Origin of the sequence: Marinomonas spartinae (assembly GCF_016461715.1) — a bacterium.
In the GTDB taxonomy this organism is placed as follows: domain Bacteria; phylum Pseudomonadota; class Gammaproteobacteria; order Pseudomonadales; family Marinomonadaceae; genus Marinomonas; species Marinomonas spartinae_A.
This window is the reverse complement of sequence record NZ_JAEMUI010000003.1, coordinates 333895-352167: the sequence shown is the minus strand read 5'-3', so window position 1 is coordinate 352167 and position 18273 is coordinate 333895. Positions and strand designations below refer to the sequence as shown.

The following is an 18273-nucleotide window of genomic DNA, read 5'->3' as shown; positions in this document are numbered from 1 at the left end:
ATGAGTCAGTTAGCGAATTATATCGCCCAAAAACGCCAGCAGAAGCCGATTTTATCCATGACTCATGTGGTGTATGGCTATCCAACAGTGCAAGAAAGCCTATCTTGGATGACACGTCTCTTAGAAGAAGGCGTTGATTTTATTGAAGTACAGTTCCCTTTCTCTGATCCCGTGGCAGACGGCCCCAGTATTGTCGAAGCCTGCCATGTGGCGTTAGAGCAAGACCTAGATGTGGACACTTTCTTAGATGATATGGGCAAACTCAGCCGGGACTTTCCGGACAGTCGTATCGTACTGATGAGCTATTTAAACCCGATGTATCGCTATGGTTTGCAAAAACTGGCGAAGCGTGCCGCTGAGATTAATATACTGGGCTTGATCCTACCCGATCTGCCGATCGAAGCATCCGCCGACTACATTGCCGCTTGTAAAGAAAACCAAGTCGACCCAATTTGGCTAGTAACACCTGTGACACCAAAAGCGCGCCTAGAAATGTTAGCCAGCCAGGCATCCGGCTTCCTCTACTGTGTGGCGCGATCTGGCGTAACCGGACATTCAAGCCATGAAGCTAAAAGCAAACAAACGGCAATGGATGAGTATCTAGTCCATATCAAAGCCCACGCCAGCGCCCCAATGGGCGTTGGATTTGGTCTTCGTGAACGTAGCCACATCGAGGCTTTGCTTGGCAAAGCGGACATTGCTATTTTAGGCTCCGCTCTTCTAGACGCCTACAACCAAGGTGGCCAAGAAGAAGGCATTAAGCTGCTAAGAAGTCTATTCTCTTAACGAAAGCTCGCCGGAAAAGTTTAACAGAAGAAGCACAACAAAGAGCCCCAAGTCTTCGTAAAGAAGACTTGGGGCTCTTTTGATTTTGCCTAGTGCATTTATCAATAAGGCCGAGCCTGATTACCTAACCAGTCAAAGAAAACTGAAGCTTCATGGGAAAGCTTAACACCCGAGCGACACACCAAATAAAACGACTCACTGGCAGGCACTCGCTGATCAAACAATTCAACTAGACGACCGTCAGCTAACGCATCTTCGACCATAGAGGAACGCGCTAGACCAACACCTAGTCCAACCTCAGCCATTTTGATGGTGGCAAGCAGTGTATCCAGTTGCATACCTCGCGAAGGATCCACAGAGACTTCATTCACCATAGAAAGCCAGTAGCCCCAGCCTTCTTCATAGCCCATTACGTGAAGCAAGGTGTGCTCCGCTAGATCAGCAATGGACTCAATAGGTTGTTTCTCTATCAAGCTTGGGGAGCACACAGGAAACAAGGTGTCCCAAGTTAAGCGCTGAGACAAGAGTCCTGGCCAATGACCATTTCCCCAACGGATTTCCAATTCGTCTTCATCCCCCATATCACGCACCCAAAGATTGCTCAAATATCGCAAATCAATATTAGGATGCATGACCTTAAAATCATTGAGTTTAGGGGCAAGCCAAAGTGTCAAAAAAGACAAGCTACCGCGAATTTTCACCAAAGACCGATCTTCTTTGCTAAATAATTCACTGGTTGCCGCAGCAAGACGTGACACTGAATCTTGTACCACAGGAAGATATGATTGACCTTCCTCGGTCAAGCTCAACCCCCTAGGCAAGCGTTTAAACAAGTCCACCCCTAAATGACTTTCTAACAGACGAATTTGCTGGCTAACCGCCCCTTGAGTGAGATTCAACTCTTGGGCGGCACGAGTAAAATTTAAACTTCGTGCCGATACTTCAAACGTGCGTAGCCAATTCAGCGGTGGTAGGGTTTTGCGACTCATAAGAGGACTCTTTAAGGTTCAAGACCGTATCGAAATACGTTTTCTATTAGGGTACCTCACCCCAAATGGGTTGCAAGAAAAAGTCGGCATAACGAATCAACAGGGCCATCGCTGCGAGACTTGATAATATACCGACTAGTGCTATCTCTGCTGGCGATCTCTCGGTTAATAATCCCTGCTAACGCTTTATCACTTGCCCTCCCCACTTTTGACCAGAGGTTATTGTCACCACGTTTGAGTCAAGCTAGCTTGAGTCGCTTCAAAGGCTTGTTTAAGATCACTAATAAGATCCTCGGTCTCTTCTATTCCAACCGAAATACGCACCAAACCTTCTGATATCCCCAACGCCAAGCGCTCTTCTAAGGTATTTTCTACATGACTTGTGGTTCGAGCGGGGCCGTAAATAGTCTCCACCGCCCCAAGATTTCCCGCACAATGGGCGTATTGCAGCTTAGGTAACAAGACTTTCACTGTCTCCATACCGCCTTTTAGAACAAAGCTCACAATGGCACCAAAGCCCCGCATTTGCTGCTGGGCAATGGCGTGGTTCGGGTGTGCTGCCAATCCGGGATAATTCACACTTTCCACTAATGGTTGAGTCAGCAGAAATTCGGCTAACACTCCTGCACTGTGCTGTTGTTGACGAAAACGCAGCGCCAAGGTTTTTATGCCGCGAATGATCAAATACGCCGCAAACGGGTCGAGTGCTGCGCCATTGATTTCACGATAATGACGCACCTGATCCATTAAGCTTTTGGTACCACAAGCAATCCCACCCATTGCATCACCGTGACCGCTCAAATACTTCGTGGCACTGTGCAACACCACATCAACCCCCATAGATAGTGGGTTTTGATTGATTGGTGTAGCGAAGGTGTTATCGGCAACAACCAGCGCACCGGTTTTTTTCGCGGCGTTTACTAAACGTTGGATATCTAAAATTTTTAGCGTGGGATTGGTAGGCGTTTCTAAATATAAAAGATCACACCCTAAGGCAATTTGACACTCGATTTCATCATGATCCAAGGTATTGCACAGCACAACCTCAACTCCCATTCGAGGTAGAAACTCCTCAAATATTTTGTTGGTGCCACCATAGCTGTCTTTTGTCGACACCACACGTTGCCCTTGGCATAAGAAGGTATAGAGCACACTGCTGATCACCCCCATACCACTGCTAAAAGCGACCGCCGCCTCCGCCTTTTCAAGGACACATAATTTCGCCTCCAACACTTCCACCGTTGGATTGCTCATGCGGCTATAAATGTGTCCTGGCTGGTGACCTAACGCCACGTCATACCATTCATCAATGTCGCTGTACGCATGAGCAGCACTGGCCACAATCGGCGTCTGCGTTGCCCTATATGGGTGACCCAATTCTTCACCCCCCCAAACGGTTAAGGTTGCAAGTTGTGCTTGATGTAACGTCTTATCTTGTCCACTTTGCTTCATATGTTGCCTTTATCGCTAGAGAGTCATTTATTATTAAGACCCAATATAGCCAAAAGAACACCACTCTAGAATCGATGCAATCACGGCCTAAGACCCTGTTTTTTTAATTGATGATGTCATTTATTTCTCAATTTAAGGTGTTTTAATACAATTGACAGCGATTTTATAATGAATAGCATTCACTCAAACACAAAATATGGCTAGAATAACCCCATCAAAATATGACTTGGATTAAAGACGATGCAGACTACAACCATTTTAGATGGCGGTATGAGCCGCGAATTGGAACGCCATGGCGCCCCTTTTAGGCAACCCGAGTGGTCCGCTTTAGCAATGATTGAAACACCAGAGATTGTGAAAACAGTTCATAAAGCCTTTATTGAAGCTGGATCCCAAGTCATCACAACCAACAGCTACGCCTTGGTACCTTTTCATATTGGTGAAGAGCGTTTTCAGCAAGATGGTAGCGAGCTGGTAACACGAAGTGCTCTTGTGGCGAAAGAGGCAGTCAAAGAAAGTAAAAAAGACGCGAAAGTAGCGGGGTCTATTCCACCTATTTTTGGTTCCTACCGAGCCGATCTTTATCAAGCAGACCAGATTGAAACGCTAGCAAGCCCCATCATCAGCGCCCTAGCACCTCACATTGATATTTGGTTAAACGAGACACAAAGTTTGCTGGCAGAGTCTCTGGCCATTAAGACGTTAGTAGATAAAATAGACCTTCAGAACAAGCCCTATTGGGTATCCTTCACCTTGGAAGATTCCGAAGCATGCGACCAACCTCGCCTTCGCTCCGGTGAAACCGTTGTTGAAGCGGTTAACATCATGATGGCACAAAAGGTTGATGCGATTCTCTTTAATTGCTGCCAACCAGAAGTTATTTCAGAAGCCATTAGAATTGCCAACAAACTCATTCAATCAGCCGATCACCCCATTCAAATCGGTGCATACGCTAACGCCTTTGCTCCTCAGCCTAAAAATGCTACGGCAAACGAAGGACTTGATGAAGTTCGTAAAGATTTAACACCTGACAGTTACTTAACATGGGCAAAAGAGTGGCAAGATTTGGGGGCAAATTTAATCGGGGGGTGCTGTGGCATAGGCACAGAACATATCAAGGTGCTTGCAGAGTCCTTAACTGAACTCTCCTAGCACCTTTAGTTACCTACATTGGACATAGCAAAACAGTTGGCAATAAAATCAAGAAATACACGCATTTTATTCGGCATAAAGCGCATGGCATTAAATTGCATATAAATGCCCCCCTGAAATTCACTGTGTACTTGCCAATTGGGCAACACTTCAATCACTTCGCCCTTCTTTAGAGCGGATTGCACAACAAATTCGGGAAAGATACCAATGCCCAAATCACGTTTTACCCCTGCTAAGCGCATCTCAGAGTGATTATTGATATAACGACCGTCCACCGTAATAGAAACTTTTCTATCACCCTGACTCAAAACCCATTGATTATCGCCGTCAAAAAGCCCTAACGGTAAGCAATCATGTTCTGCCAATTGTTCTGGAGATTCCGGCAAGCCGCGTACTCTAAGATAGCCAGGGCTGGCGCACAATACAGAACGTATGGTGCCAACTTGCTTACTGACAAGATGCTCGTAAGGTTGTTCTGCGACTCGAAATACAATATCCACCTCATGATAAGCTGGATCAAGTCGTAAATCAGTGACTTGAACATGCAACGAAATATACGGATAACATTCGGTAAACGCCAATAAAAAAGGCTCTAATACTTGTCGTGCAAAGGCTTTGGGCGCCGCAATGCGTAATCGCCCCTTCGCTTCATTGGCATTCTGCTCCGAGGCCTGCACGGCTTCTTTGGCACTGTCGAGCATATTTCGACATTGCTCATAGACAGCAAGCCCGACCAAAGTCGTGGTTTGTCTCCGGGTGGTACGTTCAATGAGTACCGATGACAATGCCGTTTCCATTCGGGACACCTGACGACTAACCCCTGAAGGGGTAATACCAAGCTTTTCAGCCGCTTTAGTAAAGCTTCCCGTTTCCACAACCGCAACAAACGCTGCCATATCTGGCAGTAAGCTAATGAGTTTATTTGTGTCCATGAGTCATAAGTATTGTGATTATTTGTCTAATTATCATTCATATAAACACAAGTTAGCATGCTTTATCGAATCACTCACCCTTTTATAGAGAAAAAGCATGTCATCACAAACGTTAACTAACTCATCCGTTTTTTCAAAACTTCCTATGGCTGAATTATCGCTTCTATTAACCGCCTTCTTTTGGGGAACCAGTTATGGCATCACAAAAGACGCCTTAGTCTATACTGGCGTGCTCGCATTTATTGTGATCCGCTTTAGCGTCACCTCGATCTTACTCGCCCCTATTTTTATCAAGGAGTTACGTTCAGGGTTAGCAAAAGATTGGCAATTCGCCCTACCCACAGGGGGCATTTTGCTGTGTATATTCCTAGCGGAAATCTATGGCGTCTTCCATACCACCGCCTCAAAAGCGGCGTTTTTAATCAGCCTGTGCGTGCTCATCACACCATTTGTAGAAGCCATCACAGAACGAAGGTTACCCAGCGTTAATATTGTCTTATTTGCCTTGCTGTCGTTATTCGGCGTCTTCTTGCTCACCACACCCAACACATCCCAAGAAGCACTTAGTTTTCATTCTTTTGATGTACTTTCTTTGGAGCTCAATAAGGGAGACTGTTTTATTCTACTTGCCGCGTTTTTACGTGCCTGCATGGTAGTCACCACCAAGACGCTCTTAAAAGGAAAAACTTTATCCGCCCTCAGTACAACAAGCATCCAAGCCAATGTGGTTACTCTAGGGGCTTTGTTGATTTTTGTTAGCGAAGGCCATCCGATAGAACAGCTATTTCCAGCTCATCTGGCTTTTTGGTTAGCCGCTTTTTATCTCGCGCTGTGCTGCACTGTTTTTGCCTTGTTTGCACAAAACTTTGGAGTGAAACATACCTCGCCATCACGCGTTGCCTTGCTTACAGGGTCTGAGCCAGCCTTTGGCGCTTTATTTGCCTACTACTGGTTAGGTGAGTCATTGGGGGCTATACAAATGCTAGGGGCGGTTTGTATTTTAGCGGCGACAATCATGGCAACTCTAAGAAAATAAATACCGTTTAAGCAAAAAAAGTCCCAGCAAGACTTTCATCATACTGGGACTTTTTTATTTTGTTTGCCATCGGATAAGGTCAAACCAATGGCAATAGATCACTCAAAAAGCCCTTAATAAAGTGTTTTCATCGGCAAATAATAGCGTTTTATCGTCTTAGGCCTTGGACAGGTTGGCGTCATCGCTTTTTCACTCAATAAAATCCAATCCTTACCGTGCGCCCGGCCTAAATCTTTCGCTTTGCTTAAATCAAAACATTGAATATTCTTGTCTCTTGCCGTCATCACATAACGATCGGCCTTCTCACTCATCCATAGCCAAGCATTTCTATCTTGCTCTTGAGTACTCGCCAAGTAACTAAATTGAGTAAGCGGTATCGGCGAGAAGAGCAAAAACTGTTCTTTAAAGCGTGTCATGCCAAGCTGACCATTGGGGCCAATATCATGGGCAACCGCCGCCATAATGCCTTTTGCCGGGGTTCTGATCGGATTAAACAACACGTATCCTACCGTACTGTACAAGATCCATGTAATCGCAAATGCCGCCCAATAAGCGCTAAGATCGACTTTATTACGTTTCCATAACAAAATAACAAACCAGCATAAAGACGCCGCCAAAAACAGCATACCAAATGGAAGAGTATGATCTCCCACCTGTTTAGTTACCGCATGAGATTTAGTAAAACACATCACCGCCGCAACCATAAAAAGCGAGCCCAGCAGAACAAAACCCACTTGTAAGACACGCTTAAACCAAGTTTGTAATCCTGTCTTAGTAAAATGCCCCCCCATTACCAAAGCCATTACTGGCAATGCAGGCAAAATATATAAATTACGCTTACCAGGACTGATACTGAAGAAAACAATCACTAGTACAACCCATAGCAACATACTGAATACAACAGGAGAAACCTTCACCTCACGCCAAAAAGATTTAGTAAATAAAAAGGTATAGAGCGGAAACCAAAGCAGAGGAATCACATCGACTAAAAAATAATACCAAGGCTGAATATGGCCCCAAGAGTCTGCATAGCGCTGACCTGTCTGCTTAAATAAAATATTATCACGATAGGCAATAAAATCAGGATTATTACTATGATCAGCAATATACAGCATAGGTAATAACCACGCAGCAACGACCAATAGCATCATTAATGGGCCAATTAATAACGACCAATTTATCTGTGCTTTTTCAAAGCGATGTTTCCCAGTGAAGTGCAAAAACAATACAGGAACAAGCAAGAATAACGGCAAAAAGCCAACCCCTTTGGTGATAATCCCTAGTCCCATAAAAGCCCAGCTTGCTAGATACCATTTAAAACTGGCTTGATAAAAAAAATGTCGTAACAAGCCATACATGGCAATCATAATCCAGCAAGCAACAGTGGCATCAATCTGAGCAGACTTTGATTGGATAATGAATTGTGGGGTAATAAGCAACAGCAAACAAGCATTGCGGGCCGTCTTAACATTCCAAAGTTTTGCCGCAATATCGAAGACGCAAAACAAAGAGACTAAACTCGCCAACGCATCAGGAATCAGGAACGTCGCCTTTAAGCTGCCAGTCAACCAATACAAAGAGGCCAGCAACCACATAAAAACAGGCGGCTTATCAGGGTATAACTCTCCGCCGCGCATGGGGAAAAACCAATTGCCAGAGTTCACCATTTCCTTTGCTACTTCCACAAACCGAGGCTCATCGGCTGGCCAGGGATCACGTAACCCAATTCCGGCTAAAATGACCACGGCAGCCACTAAAAATAACAACCAAAAGGTTCGTTTATAATCATAATCCGTGTTATGCATCGATTGAGGCGACATCATAAGTTACTTTCCACATTCAGTTTTGAGAGTTTATGTTTCAAATGATCTCTGTAAATTAAGCCTGTTAACACAAAACTTAATAGGGACAACCCAACACTAAGATAAATCATGCTTTGGTTGGCAGCATTAATACCGCCACCAACCAAAGCAAACACCAATGTTTGCGGAAAATACCCCAATACACTGGCCCCTAAAAAAGCGGTCAATGGCACACCAACACTGCCCGATAATAGATTGGTGACCAGATTACTCCCGACGGGTAACAAGCGAAGCGTCAGAATTTTCATGAAAGGAGCGCGGCTCGCAAATTGATTAAACTTATGCATGCGAAGGGGGAAACGGCGTGCAAGCACATGAGCGAAAACCACCCTAGCGGCCAAATAATTCCCTAAAGCAGCCATCAAGCAAACACTGATAGCAATTACAAGACCCACAGTCACCCCGTAGATGTACCCAAACATAAAAGCGACGGCTTGCCTTGGGCCGCCTAAACCAACAAACAGCATCGCCGCAATCGCCACTAGGGCATGACCAGTCCAACCATGATGCTGCAAATACTGGGACAGCCAGTTTTTATCAGATAAATGCTCCAATATGGGGTTGAGGCCTCCAGTCAATAACAAAGCCACTAACAGAGCGACAAGTACCCACTTTAGCCACTTCATGGATTAGTCCTGATTTGAAAAAGTCTTGGCAATAACTGGGTGTTTAGCTCGTTTATTCAACCAGATAACGCCCATAATATCGACAATCCCAACCCAAGCACGGTTCCATGCATTGTAGTTAGAAACCCCCGCGTTACGATCCCGATGGTTCACTTGGCACACCACCACTTCACCATCTATCCGTTTAATCAAGGCTGGCAGGAAACGATGCATATGATCAAAGTAAGGCAATGTTAGAAAGGTCTTCTTAGGAAATAACTTAAGCCCACAACCTGAATCTGGCACCCCATCATTGAGTAATTTTTGACGAATGTTATTAGCAACTCGAGATTGAAAACGAACCCAAGCGGTATCTAGACGCTTTTTGCGGTAACCAGCAACACAGAAATGTTCACTGTTTAACTGGGCAGCTTGCTGAATAAGTTTAGGATAGTCATTTGGATCATTTTGGCCATCCGCATCAGAAGTAATAATCCACTCACCCTTTGCGTGCTTGACAGCTGATAAAACGGCCGTGCTCTGACCGCAGCTTCTGGCGTGATAAATCACTTGCAGGTGACAACCAATCTCTTTCGCCGTATCGATAGCAACCTGTGCAGTGTTATCGTCACTCCCATCGTCTGTCAGTACAATTTCAAACGTATACTTAGAGGAGAGGCTTGCATATATTTCTCTTATCAATAATCCGATATTACCCTGCTCATTTTTAGCGGGTAATACAACGGACAAATACGGTACCATACCAACCTCATCATTCAGTCTTAATGAGCCTAGGGGGCTCGCACAAAACCCCCGAGCTAAACTTATTAATATAAAAAAACTGGCTAATGATCCCATGAATACAGTGAAAAAGCACAAAGCTTGACCGAAGATCAAATATTTTCCTTAATCTATGGCTTTTTCACAAATAGGAATAACGTTCCACTGTAATGCAAAAAAAAAGAGTTAGAAAATTACTTTTTAATTACATATTATTTGCATATTAAGTATTATATAAAATACTCCTTCAACTTAAATAAACTATATACAAATAAGATCGGAGAACCTTTGGCAAGATATGATATTTTATTATTATAAATATAACTAAAAAATATAGTTTATTATTGAGAGTAGAAAAACATGGCGCTAACAAAAGAGGATAATAGATCACCAGTGATGATTCTAAATTCACTATTAATTGCCGCCATGGGGTATATCTAAATTTAGCTATACAACGTTATTCATAGCAGTATACTGCACACCATCAATCCAAGTGGCCTGAACAAAGAAATCGTCATCCAATGCTACCACACTGGCACGAAACCCTGGCTTGATACGCCCAAAGTGATCGTCAATGCCTAAAAATTCTGCCGGCCTTAAGGACGCCATCTGCAATGCTTCTGTTGGTGTACGACCAATCAAAGAAATCGTATTGCGAACCGCTGTTGCCATATCTAAATCCGAGCCCGCTAGCGTGCCATCTTCTGTTGTTACCCGTCCATCGCTACGTAAAACCTTCTTCCCTAAAAAGGCCATTTCTTTTTCATGAGATCCCACACTTTGAATCGCATCGGTTACCAAAAGCATATGTTCGCACCCTTTCGCGGCCATTGCTACACGCATAGTGGCAGGGTGAACATGATGGCCATCGGCAATCAACCCACACCAAGTCAGCAAATCCGTTTGTAATGCAGCCCCTACCACACCTGGTTCACGACTCACTAACGGCGTCATGGCATTAAACAAATGGGTAAAACCACGTGCTCCGCTTTTTACTGCCTGCCTCGCCTGCTCATACGTGGCCGCTGAATGCCCGATACACACAATCCCCCCTTCGGACACAATCCATTCAATAAACCCATCAGGTACTTGCTCCGGCGCTAAGGTCATCATTAATTTGCCAAATTGGCTAACCTCTAACAATGACGACAGCTTGTTTTCTGTCGGTTTACGCAATTTAGATTCATTATGCACTCCTTTGCGAATGGGATTAAGATAAGGCCCTTCATAGTGAAGGCCGAGAATACCGCTCATTTTTTCTTTAAGCGCTTGACAAACCGTTTGATGCGCCTGAGACATAATCTCATAATCATCTGAAATCAAAGTCGGCATCATCGCAACGGTACCAAATTGAGCATGAACCAATACCATCCTTTCCAACGCCTCTAGAGTCGGCGTATGATTAAAAAGGCTTCCTCCTCCTCCATTGACATGTACATCAATAAAACCTGGCGCCAATACCGCCACTTGTTGCACTTTATCCGAGGACGGCACATCCATAGTAATAATGGATTCAATCACATCACCTTTCAGAGTGACTTGTTGATTTGTCAGCCAGTTTTCCCCATCAAATAATCGTTTGGCAAATAGAACTGTTACCTTATGTTCCATCATATTGCTTTCCTTCCTATCTGAGCTTTGGCCATTAAAATAGCACCAGCCATGGCATCACCTTGCGGCGGATAAAAGTAAGGCGAAAAACGCTCGGGCAAATACGCTAAAATAGCCTCTGACACACCTCCAACCAAGGCGATCTTCTGTGCCCCTTTGGTGATTAACGCGTCTAAATACTGGCTAATCCATTCCACTTGTTGCTGAATAATTTTTAGGGCAATAGGATCTTTTTGTTGAGCAAACTGAAACACTTGAACAGCAAAGGCACCGTATTCTTTCGGCAGTGGCGCACGGTTTTGATACAACACATACTCTTCTGCTGATAAAGCGAATTCAGCATTAATACTGTCAGTCAATGGTGTGGAAGGTGAAATGCCATCCAAAGCCGCTAATGAATACTCCAGGGCAGCAAGACCAATGCGTGCCCCACTGCCTTGATCAGACAAAGGAAAACCCCAACCGCCAACAATGCTGAACCTTTCGTTTTGATACACCACACCGCAGCTGCCAGTGCCCAATATCAATAAAGCGCCATCCCCACCGTTAAACGCCCCCAAACACGCTGCGTGAGCATCGGTTAATAAATAGCGCTGACCGAAAGGAGATTTTTGCGTAATAACTAACTCCTGCTCCAATGGTTGATTCGCACCCGCCAACCCCAAACCTAGCGTAATTTTTGCGTAGGCTTCAGGAGAAATATTGCCTTGGCGACACACTTCAAGACAGGCATTAATTATATTCTGCCAGGCTGCCTCAATTCCGATTCTTGGATTACCAGAACCCCCAACGGCTTCACCCAATACATTGCCATCACCATCAACCAAACGGGCTCGACAAAAAGTGCCCCCGCCATCTACACCAATGTATAAGCTGCTCATACCCAACTTCCCTCGTGCAATTGTTGACGTTTTTGTTCACACCATTGGTAATAGTCTTTTAAAGTAAGCTCACTCGCCGCCTCTTCATCCAATACAATGGTAGCGGCTGCATGCAGTTGCAAAGCAGACGCGGGACACATAGCGCTCAATGGCCCTTCAATCATGGCTTTTACTGAATTCGCTTTGCTTTGTCCTGTGGCCATCAGCAAGACGGCTTTGCTTTCCAAAATCGTACCAATCCCCATGGTTAGCGCCAGATGGGGTTGAAACTCATCGTCAGAAAAAAAGCGTTTATTCGCTTCTACAGTGGACTCTGCCAAGGTTTTAATGCGCGTACGAGAGGCAAAACTGGATGTCGGCTCATTAAAACCAATATGACCATTTACACCTATCCCAAGAATTTGTAGATCAATGCCTCCTGCGTTTTGTATTTTCACTTCATACTCTTGGGCATTACGCTGTAACTCGCTGACATTCGTGGTTTCCGCTAAGGGAACATAGGTATTCGCCAGTTCAATATCAATCTGTTCAAACAGATGGTGATTCATAAAGGTTCGATAACTCTGTGCATGAGTATCAGGAATACCAATGTATTCATCTAGATTAAAGGTCACACTTTGCTGAAAAGACACCTGACTGGACTGATAACGCGCGATAAGCTCCTGATACAAAGCAATAGGAGTCGACCCTGTCGCAAGCCCCAATACTGGGTTTGAACGGGTATTCAAGATATCCACTACACGATCAGCGGCATAGTTCGCTACGTGCTGAGCGGTTGGGAGAATGATAATTCGCATAGAAAGCTTCCTCTTAACAGATACCAATATAATACCAAATAAAGAAAAAGGTCAAAAAATATTCACTAATTTGCCATAAACATTTGCTTGACAGAAAAATTGGTGCTAATTTTCACAAAATAACGATACCTAAAAAATACCAATATTGGTATTTTTTAATAAAAACAAAACCAAGAGAACCACAAACAATCACAAGAGAACTGCAAACAATCGGAGAGTAACCATGTTAAATGTTCGTTCCGTTAAGCTCATGAGTAAATTCACATGCGCCACTGCTTTACTGCTTGGCAGCATAGGTTTAGCGCAAGCTGACAGTACGCTATCCATCGAAAGTTGGCGTAGCGACGATGCCAATATCTGGAATGATGTCATCATCCCAGCCTTTAATAAGAGCCACCCTGATATTAAAGTGACTTTCGCTCCAACACCTCCAACTGAGTACAACTCAGCATTGCAAGCGAAATTGAAAGCAGGCTCTGCAGGTGATTTGATTACTTGCCGTCCTTTCGATACCTCCCTTGAACTTTACAAACAAGGCTACCTAACCAACTTAGACAATCTAGCTGGCCTGAAAAACTTCCCGGAGGTGGCGAAAAGCGCTTGGCAAACAGATGACGGCAAAGATCAATTCTGTTTACCCGTTGCTTCAGTGATTCATGGTTTTATCTACAACAAGGAGATCTTTAAGCAGCTCCATCTAACACCACCAAAAACACGCGCTGAGTTCTTTAAGGTACTAAAGACAATTAAAAACAAAAGTCGTTACATCCCAATGGCAATGGGCACAGCGGATCAATGGGAAGCGGCGACAATGGGCTTTCAAAATATCGGACCGAACTATTGGAAAGGTGAAAAAGGCCGCAAAGCTCTATTAAGCGGCAAAGAAAAGCTGACGGACAAGCCTTATGTGGATACTTGGAAAGAGCTTGCGGAATGGAGGCCATACCTAGGTCGTGGTTTTGAGGCACAGAAATATTCTGATTCACAAAACCTCTTCACGCTTGGTCGTGCAGCCATTTACCCAGCAGGCTCTTGGGATATTCAAACCTTTAACAACCAAGCTGACTTTAAATTTGGTGCCTTCCCACCACCCGTCGCCAAAGCCGGCGACACCTGTTACATCAGTGATCACACTGACATGGGTATTGGCATCAATGCCCACTCTAAAAACCAAGCAGCGGCAAAAGTCTTTCTCAATTGGATGTCGAGCAAAGAGTTTGCAACGCTTTACGCAAACGCAGTACCAGGCTTCTTCCCACTGTCTAAATTCAAAGTGGATATTAAGGACCCTGTTGCACAAGAGTTCATGAGCTGGCGTAACAAGTGTAAGTCAACCATACGTAATTCGTACCAAATCCTTTCTCGCGGAACGCCTAACCTTGAGAACCAGTTATGGAACGTGAGTGCGCAGGTTATTAACGGCACCATGACACCAGAACAAGCCGCCAAAGAAACGCAAGATGGCCTAGAACAATGGTACAAACCTCAGCAGAAATAACAGGGAGCTAAACCTGATAGGAGACCGTCCTTCCCCAGAGACTGTCTCCTATATTTTGTCGCTTTTCGAGAATGTACTTTTACCGAGATACGTTATGACTTCATCCAACCAACATGATGAGAAAAAACCGTTTCCTTGGCACCTGGTGTTTTTCCTTGGGCCAGGTTTGCTCATCTACGTCGTTTTCAGTGTGTATCCTCTACTGGATACACTTGTCTTAAGTTTATATCAGGAGCAAGACGGCCATAGCAGCTTTGTTGGCCTACAAAACTTTATTACACTTATCACCGATGACACTTGGTCACATGCCTTTTGGAATGCCTTGGCCAACAATTTTGAATTCTTTGCGATTCATATGCTACTGCAAAACCCAATCGGCTTGATTTTAGCGGTTTTGCTGAGCTCACCTAAGTTACGTTTATCCAGCACCTATCGAACCCTTATTTTTATGCCAACCATGTTGTCCGTGGTCATTATCGGCTTTGTTTGGCAATTACTGCTCAGTCCCATTTGGGGAATTGCAGAGAATTTCCTTTACGACATTGGTCTGGGTCAATACTTCGATGCTTGGCTAGGCAAAGAAAGCAGTGCCCTAATTACCTTAGGCTTTATCTCAGTCTGGCAGTTTGTGGGCATTCCTATGATGCTAATCTACGCCACCTTACTGAATATTCCAGACGATATCATCGATGCAAGCGTGGTCGATGGAGCGAATTCATTCCAAACCTTCTGGCATATCAAACTACCTTTGATTTTGCCAACCATTGCCATGGTGTCAATTCTTACTTTCGTCGCGAACTTTAACGCGTTTGAACTCATCTATGCGGTGAAGGGAGCCCTCGCTGGCCCCAACTTCTCCACCGACTTAATGGGAACCTTCTTCTACCGAACCTTCTTTGGCTTCCAATTACAACAAGGTAGTGCCTCGATGGGGGCTGCAGTGGCGACGCTCATGTTCTTAATCATCTTGGTCGGCGTTATGTTGTTCCTATTCTTTATCCAACGTCGCATTCAGCGATTCCAGTTCTAAGGAAGTTATTATGAAACTGATTCATCGCCTTATGCCTTCTAACGGATTACGTCAATTACCTAAAAGTGTATCGGTTCATGCGGTGTTATTAGCCTATACCATCATCGCTCTGTTCCCAATTTTGGTGGTGGTGATTAACTCTTTTAAAGATCGCCGTGCTATTTTCCGAGACCCATTAGGTTTACCCACTCATGATTCGTTCACTCTTGTTGGTTTCCAACAGGTATTATTACGCTCAGACTTTGGCCTGTATTCATGGAACAGTCTAGTCGTCACGATTCTCGCCGTAGGCTTGGTTCTATTACTCGGCGCCATGGCGGCTTGGGCATTAACAGAATACAAATTCAAAGGCAATTTACTCATCACCTTTTTGTTTGCTATGGGCATCATGATCCCTATTCGTTTGGGTACCGTGAGTATTTTGAGTTTGATGGTGGATTTACATTTAGTGAATACATTGACAGCTTTGGTCTTGGTCTATATTGCCCAAGGTTTACCGCTCGCCGTCTATATCTTATCTGAGTTTGTACGCACCATTCCCAAAGAGCTGACCGAAGCAGCACGCTGTGATTCGGTAAGCGAATACAAAATTTTCTTCTGCATCATTTTGCCACTGCTTAAACCCGCGATGGCAACCGTTGCTGTCTTTACCATGATACCCATTTGGAATGATTTATGGTTCCCATTGATTCTTGCACCAGGCGAGTCGACTCGCACTATCACCTTGGGTGTACAACAATTTGTCGGCCAATACGTGACTGACTGGAACTCGGTTTTATCAGCTTTAACCATGGCGATTGTTCCAGTACTTATCCTATACACCATTTTTTCAAGACAATTAATCCGCGGCTTAACCAGCGGTGCGGTCAAATAATCTACTTAAACTGACCGCAGGAGACCCAATTTATGGCTAGTGTAAAACTGAATAATATTAAAAAACGATTTGGCAATGTCGACGTGCTGCACGGCATCGACTTAGATATTAAAGATGGTGAATTCGTTGTTCTCATCGGTGAATCGGGGTGTGGTAAATCCACGCTACTGCGTCTTTTATCTGGCCTTGAGGACATTTCAGAAGGCGACCTTTACATAGATGACGAGCGAGTGAATGGCCGTTCGCCCGCAAAACGCGGTATCGCCATGGTCTTCCAGTCTTACGCCTTGTATCCGCATATGAATGTGTTTAAAAACATGGCGTTTGGCTTGAAAATTTCAGGCAAGGACAAAAGCCATGTGAACGAAAAGGTCATTGAAGCGGCGAAAAAACTAAAAATTGATCACCTTCTGGATCGTTTACCACGGGAACTTTCTGGCGGCCAACGCCAACGTGTTGCCATTGGCCGCGCTATCGTGCGTGATCCTAAGGTATTTCTTTTTGATGAACCATTATCCAACCTAGATGCCTCCCTTCGAGTTCAAACTCGCGTAGAACTTGGCAAACTGCATCAGGAATTAAAAGCCACCATCATTTATGTGACCCACGATCAAGTGGAAGCTATGACATTAGGTGATAAAATCGTCGTGATGAACAAAGGTCGCGTAGAACAAGTGGGCGCACCATTGGATCTTTACCACCATCCCAAAACCCAATTTGTAGCAGCCTTTATTGGTTCACCGAAAATGAACTTTTTACAGGGCAAAGTCCAACAAGCTGACTCAGAGAATTCTCAAGTTGTGTTAGAATCTGGCCGCGTTATTCGAGCGTCAATTGACACATCATCGCTTAATGAAGGTGATACCGTCCAGTTGGGGCTGCGTCCAGAACACATTGCTTTGAACTGCAGTGAGAATACCTTTGAAGGCACAGTGACCTTGATTGAACACCTAGGTGAATTGTCTTATTTATATGTCGACGTTGGTCAAGAAGGTGAATTGGTCCTAAAGGTCAATGGTGATAATCAACATCAAGCTGGTGATCGAATTCAATTTGGTATTAAACCGAATTATTTGTATCTTTTCGACCATGAAGGCAAAGCATTAACGAGAATCAATGCTCATCAGTCTCCCTCTATTCCCTTGTAGAGAGACGAATGCAGCAACCCAGTTTTAATACGGAAACTCCATCCGTTTAGGAAGTAACCATGAGCAAAAATCGGGTTAACGAACTATTTGGTACAGCCGATGCTTTGAGAGAAAAAGGAATGCCTCTCTACATGCAGGTGAAAAAAGCCATTCAGGCTTCGATCACGGCTGGGCGCCTTTTAAGTGGAGACACACTCCCACCTGAGCGAGATCTTGCGAAATATTTAGATGTTTCCCGCGTCACCATTCGACGTGCTATTGATGAGTTAGTAAAAGAGGAAGTTCTGACTCAACGCCAAGGTGCGGGGACATTTGTCAGCGAACGGGTTGAGCAACCACTCAACCATCTTCGTAGCTTTACTGAAGTTATGATGGCGCGGGGTAAAGACATCACCTCTAAATGGCTCGACCGATCCCTCGGCATGCCCCACGACGATGAATGCAAAGCTTTACAGCTATCGCCTGAACAAGAGGTGGTGCGCTTTTATCGCCTTCGTTTTGCTGATGGCAAACCCATGGCGTTGGAGATGGCGACCATTCCCAGCCGCTATATTGTGAATCCGTTTGCCATGGAAGGGTCCCTATACAGCTTGCTCGAAAAACAAGGTTGTCGCCCGGTTCGCGCTTTCCAGCGCTTACGGGCTATTAGCATTGATGAGCAAAGAGCGAGCTTACTCGATATCCCAGCGCTTAGCGCGGTACTCTATATCGAACGTACCGCTGTCACCCAAGATGGCACCCCGATTGAATTTACTCGCTCTTGGTTTCCTGGAGACTCTTACGACTTTGTCGCCGAAATCCACAACACCATTTAGTGAATATGCTTAACCATCAGGTTGT

The 18273-nt window shown here is 44.6% G+C and carries 17 protein-coding genes; 8 read left to right on the top strand and 9 right to left on the bottom strand.

The window, feature by feature from the left end; all coding sequences use genetic code 11:
* Positions 1-786 (top strand): tryptophan synthase subunit alpha, encoded by a 786-nt coding sequence (gene trpA, locus JHD45_RS05270; protein WP_199475450.1) that lies wholly within the window; start codon positions 1-3, stop codon positions 784-786.
* A gap of 101 nt (positions 787-887) precedes the next feature.
* On the opposite strand, the gene JHD45_RS05265 is transcribed toward trpA, so the two are convergent.
* Complete coding sequence (locus tag JHD45_RS05265) at positions 888-1775, bottom strand: LysR substrate-binding domain-containing protein (RefSeq protein ID WP_199475449.1); 888 nt, start codon at positions 1773-1775, stop codon at positions 888-890.
* A gap of 225 nt (positions 1776-2000) precedes the next feature.
* Positions 2001-3227 (bottom strand): cystathionine gamma-synthase family protein, encoded by a 1227-nt coding sequence (locus tag JHD45_RS05260; RefSeq protein WP_199475448.1) that lies wholly within the window; start codon positions 3225-3227, stop codon positions 2001-2003.
* 240 nt (positions 3228-3467) lie between these two features.
* Between JHD45_RS05260 and JHD45_RS05255 the strand changes: the two genes are divergently transcribed.
* Positions 3468-4379 carry a homocysteine S-methyltransferase family protein gene (locus JHD45_RS05255; protein WP_199475447.1) on the top strand — a complete coding sequence of 304 codons (912 nt, stop codon included), beginning with the start codon at positions 3468-3470 and terminating at the stop codon, positions 4377-4379.
* Positions 4380-4384: 5 nt separating this feature from the next.
* On the opposite strand, the gene JHD45_RS05250 is transcribed toward JHD45_RS05255, so the two are convergent.
* Positions 4385-5311, bottom strand: a complete 927-nt coding sequence (locus JHD45_RS05250) for a LysR family transcriptional regulator (protein ID WP_199475446.1) — start codon at positions 5309-5311, stop codon at positions 4385-4387.
* 97 nt (positions 5312-5408) lie between these two features.
* Here JHD45_RS05250 and JHD45_RS05245 point away from each other — a divergent pair, with 97 nt between their 5' ends.
* Entirely contained in the window at positions 5409-6347 is a 939-nt protein-coding gene (locus tag JHD45_RS05245; RefSeq protein ID WP_199475445.1) for a DMT family transporter, read from the top strand.
* 113 nt (positions 6348-6460) lie between these two features.
* Here the strand turns inward: JHD45_RS05245 and JHD45_RS05240 are convergent, their stop codons facing one another.
* The 6 genes from JHD45_RS05240 to nagB all read right to left on the bottom strand — a co-directional run bounded on the left by JHD45_RS05240 (position 6461) and on the right by nagB (position 12883).
* Entirely contained in the window at positions 6461-8170 is a 1710-nt protein-coding gene (locus JHD45_RS05240; protein ID WP_199475444.1) for an ArnT family glycosyltransferase, read from the bottom strand.
* Positions 8167-8835, bottom strand: coding sequence for a TVP38/TMEM64 family protein (locus JHD45_RS05235; RefSeq protein WP_199475443.1), 669 nt, complete (start codon positions 8833-8835; stop codon positions 8167-8169). Before JHD45_RS05235 ends, JHD45_RS05240 begins: the two co-directional genes overlap by 4 nt.
* A 3-nt stretch (positions 8836-8838) precedes the next feature.
* A complete protein-coding gene (locus tag JHD45_RS05230; RefSeq protein WP_199475442.1) occupies positions 8839-9576 on the bottom strand; it encodes a glycosyltransferase family 2 protein in 738 nt (245 codons plus the stop codon).
* A gap of 465 nt (positions 9577-10041) precedes the next feature.
* Complete coding sequence (gene nagA, locus JHD45_RS05225; protein ID WP_199475441.1) at positions 10042-11208, bottom strand: N-acetylglucosamine-6-phosphate deacetylase; 1167 nt, start codon at positions 11206-11208, stop codon at positions 10042-10044.
* On the bottom strand, positions 11205-12086 hold the full coding sequence (locus tag JHD45_RS05220; RefSeq protein WP_199475440.1) for a BadF/BadG/BcrA/BcrD ATPase family protein: 882 nt from the start codon (positions 12084-12086) through the stop codon (positions 11205-11207). Before JHD45_RS05220 ends, nagA begins: the two co-directional genes overlap by 4 nt.
* On the bottom strand, positions 12083-12883 hold the full coding sequence (gene nagB, locus JHD45_RS05215; RefSeq protein ID WP_199475439.1) for a glucosamine-6-phosphate deaminase: 801 nt from the start codon (positions 12881-12883) through the stop codon (positions 12083-12085). The genes JHD45_RS05220 and nagB overlap by 4 nt, the downstream gene beginning before the upstream one ends.
* A gap of 223 nt (positions 12884-13106) precedes the next feature.
* On the opposite strand from nagB, the gene JHD45_RS05210 reads away from it, so the two are divergent.
* The 5 genes from JHD45_RS05210 (at position 13107) to JHD45_RS05190 (ending at position 18248) form a co-directional block, all read left to right on the top strand.
* Positions 13107-14381 carry an ABC transporter substrate-binding protein gene (locus JHD45_RS05210; RefSeq protein WP_199475438.1) on the top strand — a complete coding sequence of 425 codons (1275 nt, stop codon included), beginning with the start codon at positions 13107-13109 and terminating at the stop codon, positions 14379-14381.
* 94 nt (positions 14382-14475) lie between these two features.
* On the top strand, positions 14476-15411 hold the full coding sequence (locus JHD45_RS05205) for a carbohydrate ABC transporter permease (RefSeq protein WP_199475437.1): 936 nt from the start codon (positions 14476-14478) through the stop codon (positions 15409-15411).
* Positions 15412-15421: 10 nt separating this feature from the next.
* Positions 15422-16285 carry a carbohydrate ABC transporter permease gene (locus tag JHD45_RS05200; protein ID WP_199475436.1) on the top strand — a complete coding sequence of 288 codons (864 nt, stop codon included), beginning with the start codon at positions 15422-15424 and terminating at the stop codon, positions 16283-16285.
* Positions 16286-16317: 32 nt separating this feature from the next.
* Positions 16318-17433, top strand: coding sequence for an ABC transporter ATP-binding protein (locus tag JHD45_RS05195; RefSeq protein WP_199475435.1), 1116 nt, complete (start codon positions 16318-16320; stop codon positions 17431-17433).
* 59 nt (positions 17434-17492) lie between these two features.
* Complete coding sequence (locus tag JHD45_RS05190) at positions 17493-18248, top strand: GntR family transcriptional regulator (RefSeq protein WP_199475434.1); 756 nt, start codon at positions 17493-17495, stop codon at positions 18246-18248.
* Positions 18249-18273: the final 25 nt, after the last annotated feature.